This is a genomic window from Senimuribacter intestinalis (assembly GCF_943192965.1).
GTDB classification, from domain to species: Bacteria; Bacillota; Clostridia; order Peptostreptococcales; family Anaerovoracaceae; genus Senimuribacter; species Senimuribacter intestinalis.
This window is the reverse complement of sequence record NZ_CALPCF010000003.1, coordinates 262,498-279,729: the sequence shown is the minus strand read 5'-3', so window position 1 is coordinate 279,729 and position 17,232 is coordinate 262,498. Positions and strand designations below refer to the sequence as shown.

The 17,232-nt window shown below is 43.8% G+C and carries 18 protein-coding genes; 17 read left to right on the top strand and 1 reads right to left on the bottom strand.

What is annotated here, in order from left to right:
- Nucleotides 1-385: 385 nt before the first annotated feature.
- The 16 genes from NFR88_RS04735 to NFR88_RS04660 all read left to right on the top strand — a co-directional run bounded on the left by NFR88_RS04735 (nt 386) and on the right by NFR88_RS04660 (nt 14,260).
- On the top strand, nt 386-4,402 hold the full coding sequence (locus NFR88_RS04735; RefSeq protein WP_251613857.1) for an Ig-like domain-containing protein: 4,017 nt from the start codon (nt 386-388) through the stop codon (nt 4,400-4,402).
- 195 nt (nt 4,403-4,597) lie between these two features.
- On the top strand, nt 4,598-4,735 hold the full coding sequence (locus NFR88_RS04730; RefSeq protein WP_251613853.1) for a DUF3788 family protein: 138 nt from the start codon (nt 4,598-4,600) through the stop codon (nt 4,733-4,735).
- 269 nt (nt 4,736-5,004) lie between these two features.
- Nucleotides 5,005-5,220, top strand: coding sequence for a hypothetical protein (locus NFR88_RS04725; RefSeq protein ID WP_251613850.1), 216 nt, complete (start codon nt 5,005-5,007; stop codon nt 5,218-5,220).
- A gap of 77 nt (nt 5,221-5,297) precedes the next feature.
- A complete protein-coding gene (locus tag NFR88_RS04720; RefSeq protein WP_251613847.1) occupies nt 5,298-5,804 on the top strand; it encodes a prolyl-tRNA synthetase associated domain-containing protein in 507 nt (168 codons plus the stop codon).
- A 14-nt stretch (nt 5,805-5,818) separates the two neighbouring features.
- Nucleotides 5,819-6,013, top strand: coding sequence for a GNAT family protein (locus tag NFR88_RS04715; RefSeq protein ID WP_251613844.1), 195 nt, complete (start codon nt 5,819-5,821; stop codon nt 6,011-6,013).
- Between the two features lie 118 nt (nt 6,014-6,131).
- On the top strand, nt 6,132-7,226 hold the full coding sequence (locus NFR88_RS04710; protein WP_251613841.1) for a hypothetical protein: 1,095 nt from the start codon (nt 6,132-6,134) through the stop codon (nt 7,224-7,226).
- A 103-nt stretch (nt 7,227-7,329) separates the two neighbouring features.
- Nucleotides 7,330-7,812 carry a gamma carbonic anhydrase family protein gene (locus tag NFR88_RS04705; protein ID WP_160202832.1) on the top strand — a complete coding sequence of 161 codons (483 nt, stop codon included), beginning with the start codon at nt 7,330-7,332 and terminating at the stop codon, nt 7,810-7,812.
- A gap of 214 nt (nt 7,813-8,026) precedes the next feature.
- Nucleotides 8,027-8,443: a YjdF family protein gene (locus NFR88_RS04700; protein ID WP_161907784.1), complete on the top strand. Its 417-nt coding sequence runs from the start codon at nt 8,027-8,029 to the stop codon at nt 8,441-8,443.
- Nucleotides 8,444-8,508: 65 nt separating this feature from the next.
- On the top strand, nt 8,509-9,018 hold the full coding sequence (locus NFR88_RS04695; RefSeq protein WP_160202830.1) for a DUF6933 domain-containing protein: 510 nt from the start codon (nt 8,509-8,511) through the stop codon (nt 9,016-9,018).
- 144 nt (nt 9,019-9,162) lie between these two features.
- Complete coding sequence (locus NFR88_RS15140; protein WP_307726230.1) at nt 9,163-10,053, top strand: GNAT family N-acetyltransferase; 891 nt, start codon at nt 9,163-9,165, stop codon at nt 10,051-10,053.
- A 101-nt stretch (nt 10,054-10,154) separates the two neighbouring features.
- Nucleotides 10,155-11,078 (top strand): helix-turn-helix transcriptional regulator, encoded by a 924-nt coding sequence (locus NFR88_RS04685; protein WP_160202828.1) that lies wholly within the window; start codon nt 10,155-10,157, stop codon nt 11,076-11,078.
- Complete coding sequence (locus tag NFR88_RS04680; RefSeq protein WP_160202827.1) at nt 11,056-11,808, top strand: GNAT family N-acetyltransferase; 753 nt, start codon at nt 11,056-11,058, stop codon at nt 11,806-11,808. The genes NFR88_RS04685 and NFR88_RS04680 overlap by 23 nt, the downstream gene beginning before the upstream one ends.
- Before the next feature lie 28 nt (nt 11,809-11,836).
- Nucleotides 11,837-12,163: a TfoX/Sxy family protein gene (locus NFR88_RS04675; protein WP_160202826.1), complete on the top strand. Its 327-nt coding sequence runs from the start codon at nt 11,837-11,839 to the stop codon at nt 12,161-12,163.
- A 2-nt stretch (nt 12,164-12,165) separates the two neighbouring features.
- Complete coding sequence (locus NFR88_RS04670) at nt 12,166-12,822, top strand: GyrI-like domain-containing protein (RefSeq protein ID WP_160202825.1); 657 nt, start codon at nt 12,166-12,168, stop codon at nt 12,820-12,822.
- Nucleotides 12,823-12,849: 27 nt separating this feature from the next.
- Nucleotides 12,850-13,089 (top strand): DUF6485 family protein, encoded by a 240-nt coding sequence (locus NFR88_RS04665; protein WP_160202824.1) that lies wholly within the window; start codon nt 12,850-12,852, stop codon nt 13,087-13,089.
- A gap of 85 nt (nt 13,090-13,174) precedes the next feature.
- The gene (locus NFR88_RS04660; RefSeq protein ID WP_251613839.1) at nt 13,175-14,260 is read left to right on the top strand and encodes a YkvI family membrane protein; all 1,086 of its coding nucleotides are present in this window, start codon (nt 13,175-13,177) and stop codon (nt 14,258-14,260) included.
- A 109-nt stretch (nt 14,261-14,369) separates the two neighbouring features.
- Here the strand turns inward: NFR88_RS04660 and NFR88_RS04655 are convergent, their stop codons facing one another.
- Complete coding sequence (locus NFR88_RS04655) at nt 14,370-15,017, bottom strand: GntR family transcriptional regulator (protein ID WP_160202822.1); 648 nt, start codon at nt 15,015-15,017, stop codon at nt 14,370-14,372.
- Nucleotides 15,018-15,452: 435 nt separating this feature from the next.
- Between NFR88_RS04655 and iorA the strand changes: the two genes are divergently transcribed.
- Nucleotides 15,453-17,231: an indolepyruvate ferredoxin oxidoreductase subunit alpha gene (iorA, locus tag NFR88_RS04650; RefSeq protein ID WP_160202821.1), complete on the top strand. Its 1,779-nt coding sequence runs from the start codon at nt 15,453-15,455 to the stop codon at nt 17,229-17,231.
- The last annotated feature ends 1 nt before the right edge of the window (nt 17,232 follow it).

Genomic DNA, 17,232 nt, shown 5'->3' with positions numbered 1-17,232 from the left:
TGTTCTCCTTTCTCTAAGCGGCTAAGAAGCTGTATAAGTCTGTCTGTCCGATTGCGCTTCAGCAGAAGCAGTTCTTTTTATCTTTTGAAAGCCTTAATTCTATCAAAGTCAGGTTTTGGCAGGATTTCCTTAATCTTTTTCAGCTTAAATCCCAATTCCTTAATAAATAGAAGACATCTTCAATAGACTTGACAAAAATGTATGGGGGGGGGGTATAATTTTATCGGATAAAAAGTATTTTGTTGAAAAGACACGAATGGACGAATGAAGGAAATCTGTTTTCTTGGAAGAAAAAGATATTGGAGGAAAGAGCCTCCAGGGCATATCTAGCCAGAACATGGATTTACTGCGTTTGTCGTATTTTTGTATGAGGAAGGGAGAACAAATGAGAGGCAAACCATTAGTAAAGAAGGTAGCTAGTGTTTTGCTGTGTTTTATGGTAGTGCTTGCATACGCAACTGGATTTCGTGATATTTTTAGAGCCAGTGCAGAGGAGGCTACCGTAAGAGATGGCAAGGCAGAACAACATGCTACAGATGATTCGACTTACGTTGGCAGTTTAGTTGGCGAAAATACTCTGAATGAGGTACAGTCAGGTAGTGACGGACGACTTCCGGATGGCAGTGTGGAGAACCCAGAAAGGGTTGTGATTGCTTCCTGGACGTGGGCAGATAATGACGGATTGCTGACGTACGATAAGAAGACAGAAAAATGGTATCTGGACACTGCGGCAGATGCAGAAACCCCGCTTACAGCAGAATTGCTGGAGGGATGTTTCCCGCAGTCCATCAAGGCAGTACTGGAAGACGGTACAGAAGAGGAATTAGAAATTACCTGGGACTTTAGCCCGTTAGGTGATGGCGTGACAAAAGGCGAACACACTTTGCAGGCTTCTTTACCAGAAGGTTATATATTGGCGGAAGATGCTGAAACGCTGGCTGCGACCATAATGCTGGGCGGCAGCATCATGATGGCAGCAGAAGAAACGCAGGAAGGTCAAGTAACTGCCGGTGGTTTAACCATTACAGGAAAAGGTATTAGTGAGGGAAATGGTGTCACCACTGGTACAGATCCTACATGGGGAGCCTATATTCAGATTGAAACTGATACACCAGTAACAATTTCTGGGACATCAACTACCCATAATATTTGGATTAAGGAAAACACAACAGCAAACATTACGCTGGCTGGTGTGACGATTACAGAGAGTGCAAAGAAAGACTCTCCAATCAACTTACTTCCGGGAAGTACATGTAATTTGACATTGAAAGATGGCGCTACAAATACCCTGACTATTTCCGGTAGTCAGTCAGCTGCAGCACTTCATGTTGCGCAGACTGCAACCCTTCGTGTCAATGGAAATGGCACGCTGAACGCTACTGGCGGACCAAATTCTGCTGGAATAGGTGGTGGACATTCAGAAATTGCGGGAACTATGATTTTCAATAGTGGAGTGGTTAATGCTCGCGCGTGGACAAGTGGCACCGGAGGAACCTGTGCAGGTGCAGGGATTGGTGCCGGTGTTGTTGGTGGTTCCACACATATTGAACTAAATGGTGGAGACATTAACGCTTGGGGAGCCTATCATGCCGCGGGAATTGGCGCAGGATATGGCAATTTAGATGTCGTACCTTATAGTGAGGGTAATTCTCAGCATGGCGCAGTGAAAGGCGCAAATCGTCACAAATTTTATAGAAAATGTGGCGATATAACCATTACCAATGGATTTATCAAATCTACAGGTGGCACACATGGCGGCGCATTTGGAGCGGCCTGTGTTACAACTGCGCAGGGCTGTGTCATCAGGGTTACAGGCGGAACCTTGATTGGAAAGGCAACCTCAGCAGATATGTATGCAATTGATGGTAACGGAGGGAAAATCTACATAACCGGAGGTTCCGTTCACCCGGATGGAGGCAAGGGATTCCGTATGGAGAATGGCGTTAACTATGCATATGACGCAGAGGGAGGTCATGTATTTATGACTACAATCGATCTTTCTGCAGATCTTGCTGGCAATCTTAATGCGATTATAGACCGTAGTGGTGGGGAAGTAACCATTGGCGGTAAACCGTACAACTATGGCCCTCCATATTGTATGGATAATGGAAAACTTTATTTATGGGTACCGGAATCAGCCAAAGGAGAAAGACTTTCTATCAAGTTCTCTTACTGGGATAAAGATGGGAAGTTACAAGGATTAGACCCTTTATTTGTTGAAGAAGCTGATGGAAATGGTTCTTCTCTATTAAAGAGATATGTTGAGTTCGAAATACCAGTAGATTATATAAAGGACCTCAATAAATTCTACGATGGACTTAATTTTGAGAACTTCGATTTTACAAAGAATGGAGGAATCAAGGCGTCAGACGATAGAATCTTAGACGAGAATGATGATATCACCGTTATGACGCAGAGATATGATAAAGAGAATGGCACGCCGATTGAAAAAGAAGTATCATCTGACAAGATGCCGGCAGATGCGGGCATATATAAGTTCACTTTGATTTCCAAACAGTACGCAAAACCAGGAAGTGCTTTCGAGACGTCTTATTGGGGACATCAAGCTACAAGCTGGGCAACAATCAAGAGAATCCCATCAAAGATTGACGGAGCAGAGTATTCCATTGAGACGGAAGAAAAAGACGGTGAAAAGGTTGTAAAATCGATGACCTTTAAAGCGAATATAAAACAGGGAGATAAATATAGAAAGACGACCTGTAAAGCGCCAGATGGAGAAATGCAGTTCTATGTAAATGGTGTAAAAGTAGGCGCACCGATTAAGAATCAAGTATCCAAAGCAACGTCGGGGGATATAGTAAAGAATACTGTGTTGACAGAGGACGGCGGATATGCGTATAGGGAAGTAGAACTTGTAGTTGACTTTAGTGGAACAAAGTATCCCGCCATTCCTAATTTAGATTCCGGAAAAATTGACGTAGAGGTGAAATACACTGGTGGATATAACTACGAAGAATCCAGCGCTGTAGCAAAGATACAAAAGGATAAACCGGACAACTTCCCATTTGTCAATCCACCGATTCCGATGATTCCAAATGGAGAGGTGGATCCGGATGATCCAGACAGTGAGCCGGATGGAAAGAAGCTGTTTCCAGACGAGATTGAGCGAATTGAAGATGGTACTGATCTTTTACGACTGCATGGTAAAGTGAATGATAGTATCTCTCGGAAGACAGAAAAAGATAAAACAGTTGCCTTGGACGAATTGGAAGCATTATTCGAGAAAAGATATGTATTCGTTGGCTTGGATGGACGTCTGCTGGAAGTGGATCGTTCTGAAATTTCTATCGTCGATCGAGATGGAAACCCGGTTACAGAAATCGATTTATCAAATCCAGGGAAATATATTGTAACCCAGACGGTAACCGATAAACAGGGAAATAAGACCACCATCAATTTGACCTATAATGTACGGAAACCGAGCTTGATTGATCCAGATTTGAACAAGGACACCAACGATGACGGGATTCCAGATATCAACATTGATACCGACGATGACGGATTGCCAGATATTAACATCGATACCGACGGAGATGATAAACCAGATATCAACATCGACACCGATGGAGACGGAAAGCCGGATGTAGATATCGATACGGATGGAGACGGAAAGCCAGACATCAACATCGATACAGATGATGATGGAAAACCAGATATCGACATTGATACCGACGGAGATGGAAAACCAGATATCAACATCGACACCGATGGAGATGGAAAACCAGACATTAACATTGATACCAATGACGATGGAAAACCGGATGTAGATATCGATACCGACGGAGATGGAAAACCAGATATCAATATCGATACCGATGGAGACGGCAAACCAGATATCGACATCGACACCAACGGGGACGGAAAGCCAGACATCAACATCGACACCAATGGAGATGGAAAGCCGGATATCAATATTGATACCAATGGGGACGGCAAACCAGATATCGACATTGACACCAATGGAGATGGAAAGCCGGACATCAACATTGATACCAATGGAGATGGAAAGCCAGACATTAACATCGACACTAATGGAGATGGCAAACCGGACATTAACATTGATACCGATGGAGATGGAATTCCAGACATTAACATTGATACGGACGGAGATGGGATTCCGGATCTCAACGTGGATATCGATGGAGATGGAATTCCAGATATTAACATCGATACCGATGGAGATGGCAAACCGGACAAGAATATCAAAACACCGGAAGAAGTTGAGGACATCCTCAATGAAAATCAAGAATCGGATGAACTGCCGTGGTGGATTCCAAGAACAGGCGATGCAGCGAATATGCTGGCATGGCTTGCGGTGCTGGTAGCGGCGGCAATTGGGCTGGGCGGTACAGCATATGCAGTGAAAAAGAAATATAGATAATCCATTTTTTATGATTTGGGCAGGTATCGTGATACCTGCCCTTTTAAGATGACAATTTTGAAAAAATCTATTATGCGTATACGAAACACGATCGTTATGAAAATACTAGCGGGGGAAAGATGCTTTGGACAAAGCCGGAATTCAAGTGATTTCTTGTGACAGGCGGGACGATATCGACATTACAGAGGGGATACAATGCTTGAAAATATACCATCTGAATCGACGGTGACTGAATTGCTCGGACAATCCTTGTTTGAAGTCTGGCAAAAGTTATGTACGGCGATTGACGAAAAATACGAAATGAAGTTAGACAGAGGTTTTTCCTGTTTTTAAAATATAAAAAGGAGTTACGTCATAAAAGATATGAATGGCAAGAAGATTTTTATAAATGTAGCAGATACTTTTTGTTAAACCGTGACAAAAATAAAAAAACAAGTTATACTAATTTTGAAAAAGCAAATTTGATGTATTTATTTATAGCGCATAATATAAGAAAACGGAGAGTCTTAATTCGAATAGCTATTCGCCCTTTGCATTAGATTACATTTTTATTTATCATTCTGGGGGATTTTGTTTTGAAAGGGGATTGGTTGAACTCATGAATGAAGTTGAGGCTGCGTGTAAAGAGTATAAACGTCAATTTAAGAGGTGAAGTGTTTGTGTGTAATCAAGAAGAGAAATCAGTATTATGTAAACACCTAATTGATGATGAAATTGAAGAATTAAAAAGAGAATCATTAACTTCGCTTGGACGAGCTGCAGAATATAATGAAAAAAGCAATTTTCTTAAAGAACAAAGTGATGCATTTTCAGATTGACTTTTTTCATGGAAAGTCCTTTATTGAGCCTCAATCTAAAATTTATTATGAGATAAGGAATACGGGAGTTTTGCTGTATGAAAAATAGAAATGTTATGCAGAAACAAGACATCTATGCCTATTTAAAAACGAAGAATATCCGGCATGAGATTATAGAGCACAAGGCGGTGTATAATATGGAAGAGGCTTCCAAACTACAATTGCCTTATCCGGAAGCCGATGGAAAGAATTTGTTTATTCGAGACGACAAGAAAAGAAATTACTATTTGCTCACCGTGAAGGGTGATAAAAAAGTAAACCTGAAAGCGTTTAGAGAAAAGAATCATACCCGTGCCTTGAGCTTTGCGCCGGAGCATGATTTGATGGATATGCTGGGAGTAACTGCGGGTGCTGTAACGCCCTTTGGCTTGCTGAACGATAGTGAGCGAAAGGTGCAGTTTTGTATTGATAAAGATTTTTTTGGCGGTTCCCATATGATTGGGGTGCATCCCAATGACAATACAGCAACTGTATACCTCAAGGTGGAGGACTTGATTTGCATTATAGAAGAACATGGAAATCAGATATATGTCGTAGAGTTTTAAAAAGGAGAAACCTATTGGTCATTGCACAGGATGCGCAGGCGAATCCTGTTGGATTCATGGGAGTGGAAAACCGGAAACTGGAAATGCTGTTTATCGTGCCGCAGGCGGTTGGCTTCTATACCCACATGGGATTTCGGCTTGCTCGGCGGACGGAAATCGATGAGCAGGGGCATCCGTATCCGATTTTGTATATGAAATTGGATGCATAAAGTAGCGTGCAGGAGATTTTTGATTCTGTACTATAAAGCAGATGCTGATTTTCTGTATTGCGCACTGAACTTTTGTGAAGTATAATAATGCCATATGCATGGAAAGGAGGGGAAGTGCTTGAAAGTGGAATCTTTGACAGGTTATTTGATGTCAGAAGACAGAAAAATCGCTGAGATTGAGAATGGGAAAATCCTTAAGTTTGACAGCGCTTTGCTGCCGCTGTATTTAGAGAGAACAGAGGACATAGCGGGATGGCTGGCAGGTCGTGCCATTGATACGCATCGGGTAAATTCCCGTCTGCTGAAAAAAGTGTTTCGTCTGCATACCGCTGATGATGCGGAAACTGCCTTGTCCGTCAATGGTGCAACCATTACAGATACTTACTGGATTTGCTCTGCGAATCATCTGGTGCATTACGCAGATGTTTGCTTTAAAGAAAATGATTTTGATGGTCTTGCCCTTTATGGTGACCCTGACAGCTTTTCACAGAGACCTTCCAGAACACCGGAGTTGACCAACATTGGGAGTTATGAAAAATGCTGGCGTCGAAAGGATGGCGCCTGGTGGATGTATAAGGCGGGAACACCTTGGGAGTATTTTTCGGAGTTGTTCATTTGCAGACTGGGTCTTGAGATGGGGTTTTCTATGGCATGGTATGAGATGGAAGAAGGTTATATCAGAACCAAAGATTTTACAGGCGGTGCCAAAATGAATTTTGAAACGGCAGATGGTGTGATGGGCGAAGAGGACGATTATGCCCGGAGCTATAAAAAGTTATGCGCGCTAAATCCTGCTTTGGGGTCTGATTATTTGAAAATTCTCTGGATGGATACCCTTTGCTTTAACATGGATCGACATACGAAAAATTTTGGACTGCTGCGAGATAGGACGAGTGGCAGGATTTTAAAAATGGCGCCGAACTATGATAATAATATTGCACTGGTTTCCAGAGGTTACAGCCGTGATATCAGCCGCGGTGCAGATGGATTGATTCGATTTTTTCGCGAGTTTATACAAGAACAGCCGGAAGCAAAAGATGTGCTTTGTAAATTAATCGCCTCCAGCGAAATTCCACTTGTTACAGAGGAAATGCTTTTGAGTGTTCTTGCGGAAACAGATGCCGAGCTTCCCGGCGCAGGCGTGGATCTGGATTATATAAAACAATTTGTGGAAAACGGGCAGAAGCAGCTGCTTGCAATATTAGATTTATAAAACATTGCTGGAACTTTCGCTATACCTTTTCTGATGGGAACAGATCCCCTTGTACTATAGGTGCAAATACGTTACAATAAAACACACTACAGGAGGAAAGAACATGAAACCGGTTATCAGCAAATCTGCCCATATTGCGAAAGAAAGTATTTTGATTGGAGATGTGCATGTAGGCAATGAGGCAACGGTGCTGTATTATGCTGTTTTACGGGGAGATAATGGGCGTATCAGTGTTGGAGAACGGACCAACATTCAGGAGCACTGTGTGCTGCACACTGACCCTGGACATCAGGTTCTGATTGGAAATAACGTAACAGTAGGTCACGGCTGTATTCTTCACGGCTGTCAGATTGACGATGAAACGATGATTGGCATGGGCTCCATCGTTATGAATGGTGCGAAGATTGGAAAGCACTGTCTGATTGGCGCGGGCAGCCTGGTCACAGAAAACACAGTAATTCCGGATGGATTTCTTGCTCTTGGCAGACCGGCAAAACCTATAAGACCGCTGAATCAGGATCAGCTGGCGATGCTAAAAGAGAGTGCTGCTGAGTATGTGGAAACGGGGCGGAAGCTACTGGATTAAAATAACTATTTTCATTTTAGATGATATGAGTACAAACGGGCATTTTTATGGTAATATATATATGCAAAGATAAAAACACAAACGCAGAAATTTTATTGCAAGATTCCTGCAGAACCGGTAGGTAGTCCGGTCGCACCGATTTGGTGTAAGTAACCCTCCCTCCTTAGGGTCGTCCGTTCTTTGTGCATTACAATTATTTTAAGGAGGAATTGTCATGGACAAGGTATCGGGAAAGCTGACCGTATTTTTTGAAGAACCTTTTTGGGTAGGCGTCTTTGAGCGTGTAGAAAAGGGAAAACTATCAGTGTGCAGGGTGGTTTTCGGTGCAGAGCCGAAAAGCTACGATGTATATGATTTTGTTTTAAAGAACTACAATCAGTTGCGATTCAGTCCGGCTGTGGAGGCGGCCTTTCAGAAGGCCAGTATCAATCCGAAGCGCGCCCAGCGCCAGATTCACAGGCAGGTGCAAAACCAAGGTATTGGAACCAAATCTCAGCAGGCGTTGAAACTGCAGCAGGAACAGATGAAAACGGAGCGCAAGGCAGAAAGCCGAAAGAGGAAAATGGTCGAGAAGAAGCGCCAGTTTGCGTTGAAACAGCAAAAAAAGAAAGAAAAGCATAGGGGCAGATAGCTGCCTCTATGTTTTTTATCTTAAGTATGATAAACTATAAACGAAAAATAAAGTGGAGGATTGCGATGGAACTTGGAATTACTATCCCGCTGCAGCGTTTTTTGAAACGAAAACAGCCAGCCTACGGTGGAATGACTGACCTTTTTTTCTGCTGGGATTTGCACAATGTCACTTACCAGGGCAGAGATGTCCTTTTAGTTGTAAATGCGTCTAATCGATTTACCTGTGTCACAGCGAACTTGTGCGCAGCAGATTGGACAAACCTGGAGGAAATGGTGCAAAAAACCATAACCGAAGGATTACTGGCAGAGGGATACAGCTGGGAACAGGTGTATTGCTATCTGCAAGCAGCAGGCGAGGTATGGATTACAAAGACTCATGGGCGCAGACCGGTTGCTGCATTGAATCGCGCAGTGGAGCGGCTTAGCTGGATGGCAGAGCCGATGTCAGAAGAGCGACAGTTTCAAGAAGTCCACAGTAGATGGGTCAATGAAGAACTTTGCAAAACCGCAGGTTTTGTACAGCGAGGAAAACCCAAAGACTTTTTTTCTGCTGAGCTGGAACAGATATTATAAAGAAATCTTATCATTTCTCAGGAACACCTAGATATATTTGCTGTGCTGCAGATTCTCGTAAGCCTTGAGAAGAAGAAAAAAATAGTATATAATGAACACAACTTTTCAACGGAAGAAATAATTTTAAACTGAGAGGAGAAGCAAATGGGAACAGAGACGATTAAGACGGAGAGGTTGACACTTAGAAAATTTTACATAGACGATGCGAAGGCGATGTACTGCAATTGGGCGTCTGACTGCGAAGTAACCAGGTTCTTAACATGGCCTGCCCATGATAATATAGAAGTAACCAGGACAGTGCTGAAGGATTGGGAACAGCAGTATGCTGATGAAAATTTTTATAACTGGGCTATTGTGCTAGATGAGGTTGGCGAACCAATCGGCAGTATTGGCATGGCTGCAGCGGATTCGGACACTCGTATGATTGCCATTGGATACTGTATTGGAAAAAAATATTGGCATCAGGGTATTGCGTCGGAGGCACTGCAGGCTGTCATCGATTTTCTGTTTCAGAAAACTAATTATAATCGGATTGAAGCCAGACACGATGTATTCAATCCCCATTCCGGTATGGTGATGAAAAAATGCGGTATGCAGTACGAGGGGACTTTGCGCGAAGTAGCGAGGGATAATACAGGGCTTTCAGACTGCCGATATTACTCCATTCTCAGAAAGGATTACGAAGCAAAAGCAGAAACCGGGCAGATTGCCTTTGAAGAAACGGAGAAAACCGATGTGATTGCGTCCTTTGAAGGAAAGCTGCGGGAGAAGACGGTTGGATACGCTCGTATTGCCCACTATGATGGAAGAGCAACGGAGCTTTGCGGCATTTGGCTGACCGATGAGGGAAAAGAGCTTTTGGAAATTACCGCTTTTGCGGAAGGCTTCTTCACGTTTTTAAAAGAACGTGGATATGAGGAGTTGTATCTGGAAAATGAGGATATGGATTTTGGCGATAGGTTTGGATTTACGTTGGAGTCGCGGGACGCTTCAGGCTGGTATCCGAAGTATGAGTTCCGGAGAAAACTAGTGTAGCCTTAAAAATAATTGCGACAAAATCAAAGCAAACATGACACACTGCTGTCGTGTTTGCTTTGCTATTATGAGGATACTATACAAAAGAGGAGATTTTATTTATGAAAATCGACCGGCTAATCGGCATTTTATCTGTGCTTTTGCGATGTGAACAGGTTACAGCGCCAGAACTTGCAGAACGCTTTGAAGTGTCCAGAAGAACCATCAACAGAGATATCGAAGCCCTCTGCAAGGCGGGGATTCCTATTGCGACCAGTCAGGGAAGCGGCGGAGGCATTTCTATTATGGATGGCTACAAAATTGACAGAACACTGCTTACGACAAAGGATATGCAGATGATTTTAGCAGGTCTGCGGAGCCTTGACAGTGTTAGCGGAAGCAGTTATTATGAGCAGCTGATGGAAAAGTTAAAGCCTGGCGCGTCGAGCTTTACCTGCGGCAGCGATTTTATGCTGATTGATTTGTCTTCTTGGTACAAAGAGACTCTGGCGCCGAAGATTCAGTTGATGCAGGAGGCGATTTCGGAGAAAAGGAAGCTGACATTTCGGTATTATTCGCCGAAAGGAGAAGAAATGCGAACGGTGGAGCCGTATTACCTGGTATTTCACTGGTCCAGCTGGTATCTGTGGGCGTGGTGCGAAAAGAGACAGGATTTTCGTCTGTTTAAGCTCAATCGGATGACCTACGTGGAAAAGGTGGGGGAATGCTTTGCTGGGCGTGATGTACCTTTTCCGGAACTTTCTAACGAGAAAATTTTTCCGGGAGAAATCAAGGTAAAAGCACTCTTTGAAGCCGGGGCAAAATGGCGATTGATTGAGGAGTTTGGAGTGGACTCTTTTCGAGAGCAGGAAGATGGAAGGCTGCTTTTTTGTGCGGACTATACCGACAAGGAAAATCTGCTGACATGGTTGCTTACTTTCGGAGCGCAGGCGGAACTTTTGCAGCCGGAAGAACTACGAGAAGAATTGCGCCAGATAATCCAAAAAATGGAGGAAAAATACAATGGAGTACATCAAACTGACTGAAGAAAATCTGGAAAAAGAGCACATTTGCTGTGCCATATCATCGAATAGAGACCCGCAGGTGACCAGCAAGAAAGGCTGGCTGAAAGAACGGTTTGCAGATGGTTTAGTGTTTCTGAGGGCTGATACCAGGGGAAAGTGCTTTATCGAGTATATCCCTGCGGAAAAGGCGTGGCTGCCTATTGAGGCTGAAAATTACATGCACATTAACTGCTTCTGGGTGTCGGGTGCAAGCAAGGGGCACGGCTATTCCAGCGAACTTCTGCGCACCTGTATTGCAGACGCAAAAGCACAGGGTAAATCGGGTCTTTCAATCATTTCATCTGAAAAAAAGAAAGGTTTTCTGTCTGATCCAAAGTATCTGCAGCATAAAGGCTTTCTGCTTGCTGATACGGCGGAACCGTATTTTACGCTGCTGTATCTGCCGTTTTCGGCGGACGCGGCAAAACCCGTATTTCGTCCCAATGCGAAGCAACCGGCGCTGAAAGAGGAGGGCTTTACGCTGTATTACACCAGCGGCTGTCCTTTCACCGCAAAATATGTGCCGGTGATTGAAAACCTGGCAGAGGCAAAGGGTATCGCTTTTGAGAAGAGAAAAATCGAAACCTGTGAGCAGGCGCAGAATGCGCCCATGGCATGGACCAATTACGGACTGTTTTATAATGGAACTTATATCACCCATGAAATTCTTTCAGAAAAAAAGTTTGAACGTCTCTGTGAAACTTTGCTTTGACGAAATCGGGTAAGAAAGGAGTAAAAGGATGGCATCTCATTTAGAATTCGTAGAATATGTGGCAGGACAGCTTTCGGAAGCGGGAGAAATCACATACCGGAAAATGTTCGGCGAGTACGGCATGTATCTGGACGGTAAAATTTTTGCGGTCATTTGCGATGACCAGCTGTTCATCAAGGTAACTGAGGCAGGGCGCAGGCTCGCACCCCAGCTGACCCTTGCGCCGCCTTATGAAAGTGCGAAGGATTATTTTCTTTTTGAAGATATCGACAATCGGGAATTTCTAGTCAGCTTTGTGAAAACAACGTGGGCGGATCTGCCTATGCCGAAACCGAAGAAAAAGAAGGTGAAGTAACAATGGCGTTTGATTATAAAAAGGAATACAAAGAGTTTTATCAACCGGGGAAGAAGCCGTCTTTGGTGGAAGTGCCCAAGATGCGTTATATTGCAGTTAGGGGAGAGGGAGACCCCAATGAAGAGGGAGGCGCGTACAAAGAAGCTATCGGATTACTATATGCCATTGCTTTTACGATTAAGATGAGCAAATTGGGCAGCCATCGCATTGAGGGCTATTTTGACTATGTAGTGCCTCCGCTGGAAGGATTTTGGTGGCAGGAAGGCGTGCAGGGCGTCGATTTCAGCAGGAAAGAAGATTTTCAGTGGATTTCAGCCATTCGGCTGCCGGATTTTGTGACCAGAGAAGAATTCGACTGGGCGATCTCGGAAGCAACAGCAAAGAAGAAACGGGATTTCTCCAAAGTGGAATATCTGACGATGGAGGAAGGACTTTGTGTTCAGTGCATGCACGTGGGGGCTTATGATGACGAGCCGCAAACGGTGGCGCTGATGGAGGCATACGTGGCAGAGCAGGGTTTTGTGACAGACTTTACAGAAAACCGGCGGCACCACGAAATTTATCTGTCCGATCCAAGAAGAGTCGCCGCACAGCGGTGCAAAACTGTGATTCGGCATCCTGTGAAGAAAGCTTGCGCAGCGGAGGAAAATAGAGTATGATAAGAAAAAACAAGGAGGCGCTACAACATGGGGAAAGTGAGTTTTTGTACCTGCAATGACTATGATTGTCCTTTTAACCCGGTCAATCATAATGAAGGATGCACGCCTTGTATTGCGAAGAATCTGAAAGAAAGAGAAATTCCTAGCTGCTTTTTTAATGCACAGGATCCGGATCGAGAGACTGATCGGGGCAGCTATAAATGGGAGGATTTTGCAAGAGTGGTAGCAGAGTCTTCTGGCGAGGACGGCAAGCAAGTGAACATGTAAAATGGATAGACTGAAAGCAGAGGCTTTCGGTCTATTTTTTTCTTTGTCCGCATATTCTGGTAGGAAGTACAAAGGGGGATTCGCGTTGAAAGAAAAAATTAGTATCATCCGGGTTATGAAGTATGCTGGAGCCTATATCGCCTTTGAAATCGGCTCTGGTTTTGCAACGGGACAGGAAATTTTACAGTTTTATACATCTTATGGAACTATGGGAATCGCTGGAGCCATTGTCAGTATGATTCTTTTTTCCTGGGCAGGTGGCAGCCTGATGAAGATTGGACATCGGGTAGGTGAAAAAGCTGCAGAAAAGCCATACCAGCTTTTTTGCGGAAAAATACTGGGAACTTTCTATGAATATTTTGTTCTGTTTTATTTATTTGCAGTCCTTGCTGTGATGATTTCCGGTGCAGGAGCGTCGCTTTCGGAGTATTGCGGGGTCAGTTACTATGTAGGGGGACTGATTATGGCGCTTCTGGTCTTTGGCGCTTTTGCTTTTGGACTTGATAAACTCATTGATATTGTAGGGCTTATGGGACCGCTTATCATTGGTTTTTCTGTGTTTATTGCAATCTGCACGATTACAGCGAACTTTGGTGATCTGATGGCGGGAAATGTAGATGTGGAATTTTTACAGAATGCACGCCCTGCACAGAACTGGTGGTTTAGCGGCATTTTGTATGTTGCCTATAATACAGTCAGTTCAGTTGCATTTCTGATGGCGCTGGGAAGGGATGCGAAATCTGAAAGAGAGGCAGCGGCTGGCGGCATTGCGGGTGGCGTACTGCTGATGATTACGGTGATCTTCATGAATTTGGCATTGACCTCACGGCTGGATTTGGCAGAAAGCAGTATCGTGCCTTCTCTGAAACTGGCAGAAAACGTATCATCTGCAGCGGGAACGGTGTTTGTCTGTATTATGATCTGCGGCATCTTCTCTACAGCAGCGCCGGTGCTCTGGTCCATCTGCAATGGTCTTGCAAGACCGAAGAGTAAAGCGTCTCTGATTATTGCTTTTCTGGTCAGCGCTGACAGTTTTATCCTGGGGCAGCTGCCTTTTGACAAACTGGTAGCATTTATTTATCCTTTTACGGGATATCTGGGCATTATACTGCTGTTCTGTGTGTTTCGGTGGCAAATTGGACATAGGAAGAACACTGTGCAAAGAAATTAATTTTTTCATGAAAAAAGCTCTTGCCAGAAAGGGGAGAGGCAAGAGCTTTCCTATTGCATACTTCAATTCTGAAAGAATAGGAGGGAGTATGCAGAAGGGATGGAAGAATTTAGTTTGTTTCGTTTAGTTGGAAGCGATTATAATGGGCAGACAGCAAATCCTTTGCGGTGCTGTAATCGCCGCTGATGATAGCGCTCAGAATCTGCTGGTGTTCCATGACAGTGTGATTTCTGCTTCTGTCAATATGCCAGTGATTATAGAGTACAATCATGTAAAATAAATCTTCGATTTGACCGTACTGCCGTGTGATATAAGGATTGTCACAGCAGGTGATGAAAGCGGACTCGAAACTGATGGAATAACGAACGTATTCCTGCATATTGTCTACCTCCAGATGGTCAATCTGTGCTTTCAATGTTTTCTGTAAAAGTTCTACAAGCTGATCCATTCTGCCGGTCTGCTGGCAGATCTCAAAGGCGCCAAGAAGCATGCTCAAAATTGCCTGTGCAATCTGTGCAAGTCTTCGCTCGGAAAATTTAATGACGCTGGGTCCGGAATTGGGATAAATGTCGATGATACCGTCGCGATTCAGCATGGAAAGTGCTTCTCTCACTGGAGAATTACTGACATTCAGTTCTTTGGAAAGGGCTGTAATGCTTAGGCGGCTTCCGGGTTCGTATTTTCCTTCAATGATATTTTTCTTGATGATGTCGTAAATCTGATCCCGTATAGGGGCTTTCTTAATCGGCTTGTTCATAGTCTGGTATTCCTTTGTCTAGTCTTCATATCGATAGGCATATTTTAAGGGATTTTCGCCATAATGTCAATAGTTTTCTGATTTCTTTGAAAAGGGTTTGACGAAAAATAATGAATGATTGATAATGCCTTATTTTTACGGGAAAAATATGGTGAAAATGCGGGAAACGTGTAATTATATGCACCTTTATCATTGGAAAAATCGGATTTATGGAAAAAATAGAGCATTCACGGTTTATTGTATACAATAATTACAAATAAATAAAAAATAGATATAAAAATTGTTTGCGTATACATAAAGCAGAAAAAATTGAAAAAAATATAGGTTGATTTGGTGAAATCAATTGACAACGGAAATTTCCGGTTCTAAAATGTGGTTAAGAAGTTAATCATGTAAGAGATTACTTGGTAGATAGAAGAAGGAGGATTCACCCTTATGAAAAAATTATTAACAGGCGATGAAGCTATTGCAAGAGGGGCTTATGAGGCTGGCGTAACACACGCATCTGCATATCCTGGAACGCCTAGTACAGAAATTTTGGAAAATGTTGCTAAATATAAGGAGATTTACGCTGAATGGGCACCGAACGAAAAGGTAGCCATGGAATCCGCAGCAGGGGCATCAATGGCTGGGGCAAGAAGCATGGCTTCCATGAAGCACGTAGGTGTAAACGTAGCTGCTGACCCGATGATGACCTTTGCCACCATGAGAGTAAACGGCGGTTCCGTACTGGTAACAGCTGATGAGCCGGGCATGTTCTCCTCTCAGAATGAACAGGACAACAGAAACTTTGCTAAGATGGCAAAGATGCCGATGTTTGAGCCTGCAGACTCTCAGGAATGCCTTGACATGATGAAGGAAGCTTATGAAGTTTCCGAAACCTATGGCGCATTGGTGCTGATGAGAATGGTTACTCGTGTATGTCACTCTAAATCGCTGGTAGAAGTTGGCGAAAGAGTAGAAGTTGCCAACAGACCTTGGGAAAAGGATCTGGCAAGATTCGTCTGCGTGCCTGCTAACGCAAGAGTCAACAGAGTAAACATGGAAGAAAGAACCAAGAAGTTGGAGGCGTACTCCGAACAGTCCAAGTTCAACTTTGCTGAGATGAACGGAACCAAAATCGGTGTTATCGCATCCGGTCCTTCCTATTACTATGCGAAGGAAGTATTCGGAGAAGATGCTTCTTATCTGAAATTAGGCTTCACATTCCCGCTGCCGACAGAGATGATCAAAGAGTTCTGCAGCAAGGTAGAAACGATTTATATCGTAGAAGAAGACGATCCATATATCGAAGAATTTGTACAGCGTCTCGGATTTGCATGCCACGGCAAGGACACATTCCCTGCATACGGTGAAATGACTTCCGACGTGCTGAGAAAAGCGCTTTACGGTGAAGAACTGCCGCAGATTTCTTATGACAAAGAAAAAGTCATCAAGCGTCCGCCGACACTTTGTGCAGGATGTCCGCACAGAGGACTGTTCTATAGACTGGGCAAGAGAAAAGATGTGATGATTACTGGCGACATCGGCTGCTATACTTTGGCATACGGCGCGCCTTATAATGCAATGGACGCTGCGATCTGTATGGGCGCATCTATTTCTATGGGGCACGGCGCGCAGAAAACCTTCAACAGAGAAGGCATTAAGAGAAAGGTTGTTACCGTACTGGGTGACTCTACATTCTTCCATACCGGCGTAAACTCCCTGATGAACACCGTTTACAACAACAGCAATACCATCAACGTAATTCTCGATAACAGAATTACCGGTATGACGGGTCATCAGCAGAATCCGGGTACTGGCTACACCGTAAAAGGTGAAGAAGCTAACATGATCAACATGGAAGCGTTGGTTAAAGCCATCGGTATCAAGCATGTAAAAGTAATCGATCCGAACGACCTGAAAGCAGTTGACGCCGCCTTTGATGAATTTTGGGATCTGGATGAACCATCTGTTATCATCACAAGATGGCCGTGCGTGCTGAAGAAATTCTCTCAGGCTGATCTGGAAGAATTCCCGGGTCTGTTCCAGACAAAGGATGTTGTAGATCCTGACAAGTGTATCGGATGTAAGGCATGTCAGAAGACTGGATGTCCTGCACTGATCTTTGACAAAGATACTAAGAAAGTACATATCAATAGAGCTGACTGTGTAGGCTGCGACGTTTGCGCACAGGTTTGCCCGGTAGATGCCATCGTAAAGGAGGAGAAATAAA

Coding starts and splice junctions, on each gene's coding strand:
- NFR88_RS04725 (WP_251613850.1), top strand. CDS start 5,005: ATGAAGTTGAGGCTGCGTGTAAAGAGTATAAACGTCAATTTAAGAGGT.
- NFR88_RS04680 (WP_160202827.1), top strand. CDS start 11,056: ATGGAGTACATCAAACTGACTGAAGAAAATCTGGAAAAAGAGCACATT.
- NFR88_RS04685 (WP_160202828.1), top strand. CDS start 10,155: ATGAAAATCGACCGGCTAATCGGCATTTTATCTGTGCTTTTGCGATGT.
- NFR88_RS15140 (WP_307726230.1), top strand. CDS start 9,163: ATGGGAACAGAGACGATTAAGACGGAGAGGTTGACACTTAGAAAATTT.
- NFR88_RS04720 (WP_251613847.1), top strand. CDS start 5,298: ATGAAAAATAGAAATGTTATGCAGAAACAAGACATCTATGCCTATTTA.
- NFR88_RS04730 (WP_251613853.1), top strand. CDS start 4,598: ATGCTTGAAAATATACCATCTGAATCGACGGTGACTGAATTGCTCGGA.
- NFR88_RS04665 (WP_160202824.1), top strand. CDS start 12,850: ATGGGGAAAGTGAGTTTTTGTACCTGCAATGACTATGATTGTCCTTTT.
- NFR88_RS04735 (WP_251613857.1), top strand. CDS start 386: ATGAGAGGCAAACCATTAGTAAAGAAGGTAGCTAGTGTTTTGCTGTGT.
- NFR88_RS04675 (WP_160202826.1), top strand. CDS start 11,837: ATGGCATCTCATTTAGAATTCGTAGAATATGTGGCAGGACAGCTTTCG.
- NFR88_RS04695 (WP_160202830.1), top strand. CDS start 8,509: ATGGAACTTGGAATTACTATCCCGCTGCAGCGTTTTTTGAAACGAAAA.
- NFR88_RS04705 (WP_160202832.1), top strand. CDS start 7,330: ATGAAACCGGTTATCAGCAAATCTGCCCATATTGCGAAAGAAAGTATT.
- NFR88_RS04700 (WP_161907784.1), top strand. CDS start 8,027: ATGGACAAGGTATCGGGAAAGCTGACCGTATTTTTTGAAGAACCTTTT.
- NFR88_RS04670 (WP_160202825.1), top strand. CDS start 12,166: ATGGCGTTTGATTATAAAAAGGAATACAAAGAGTTTTATCAACCGGGG.
- iorA (WP_160202821.1), top strand. CDS start 15,453: ATGAAAAAATTATTAACAGGCGATGAAGCTATTGCAAGAGGGGCTTAT.
- NFR88_RS04655 (WP_160202822.1), bottom strand. CDS start 15,017: ATGAACAAGCCGATTAAGAAAGCCCCTATACGGGATCAGATTTACGAC.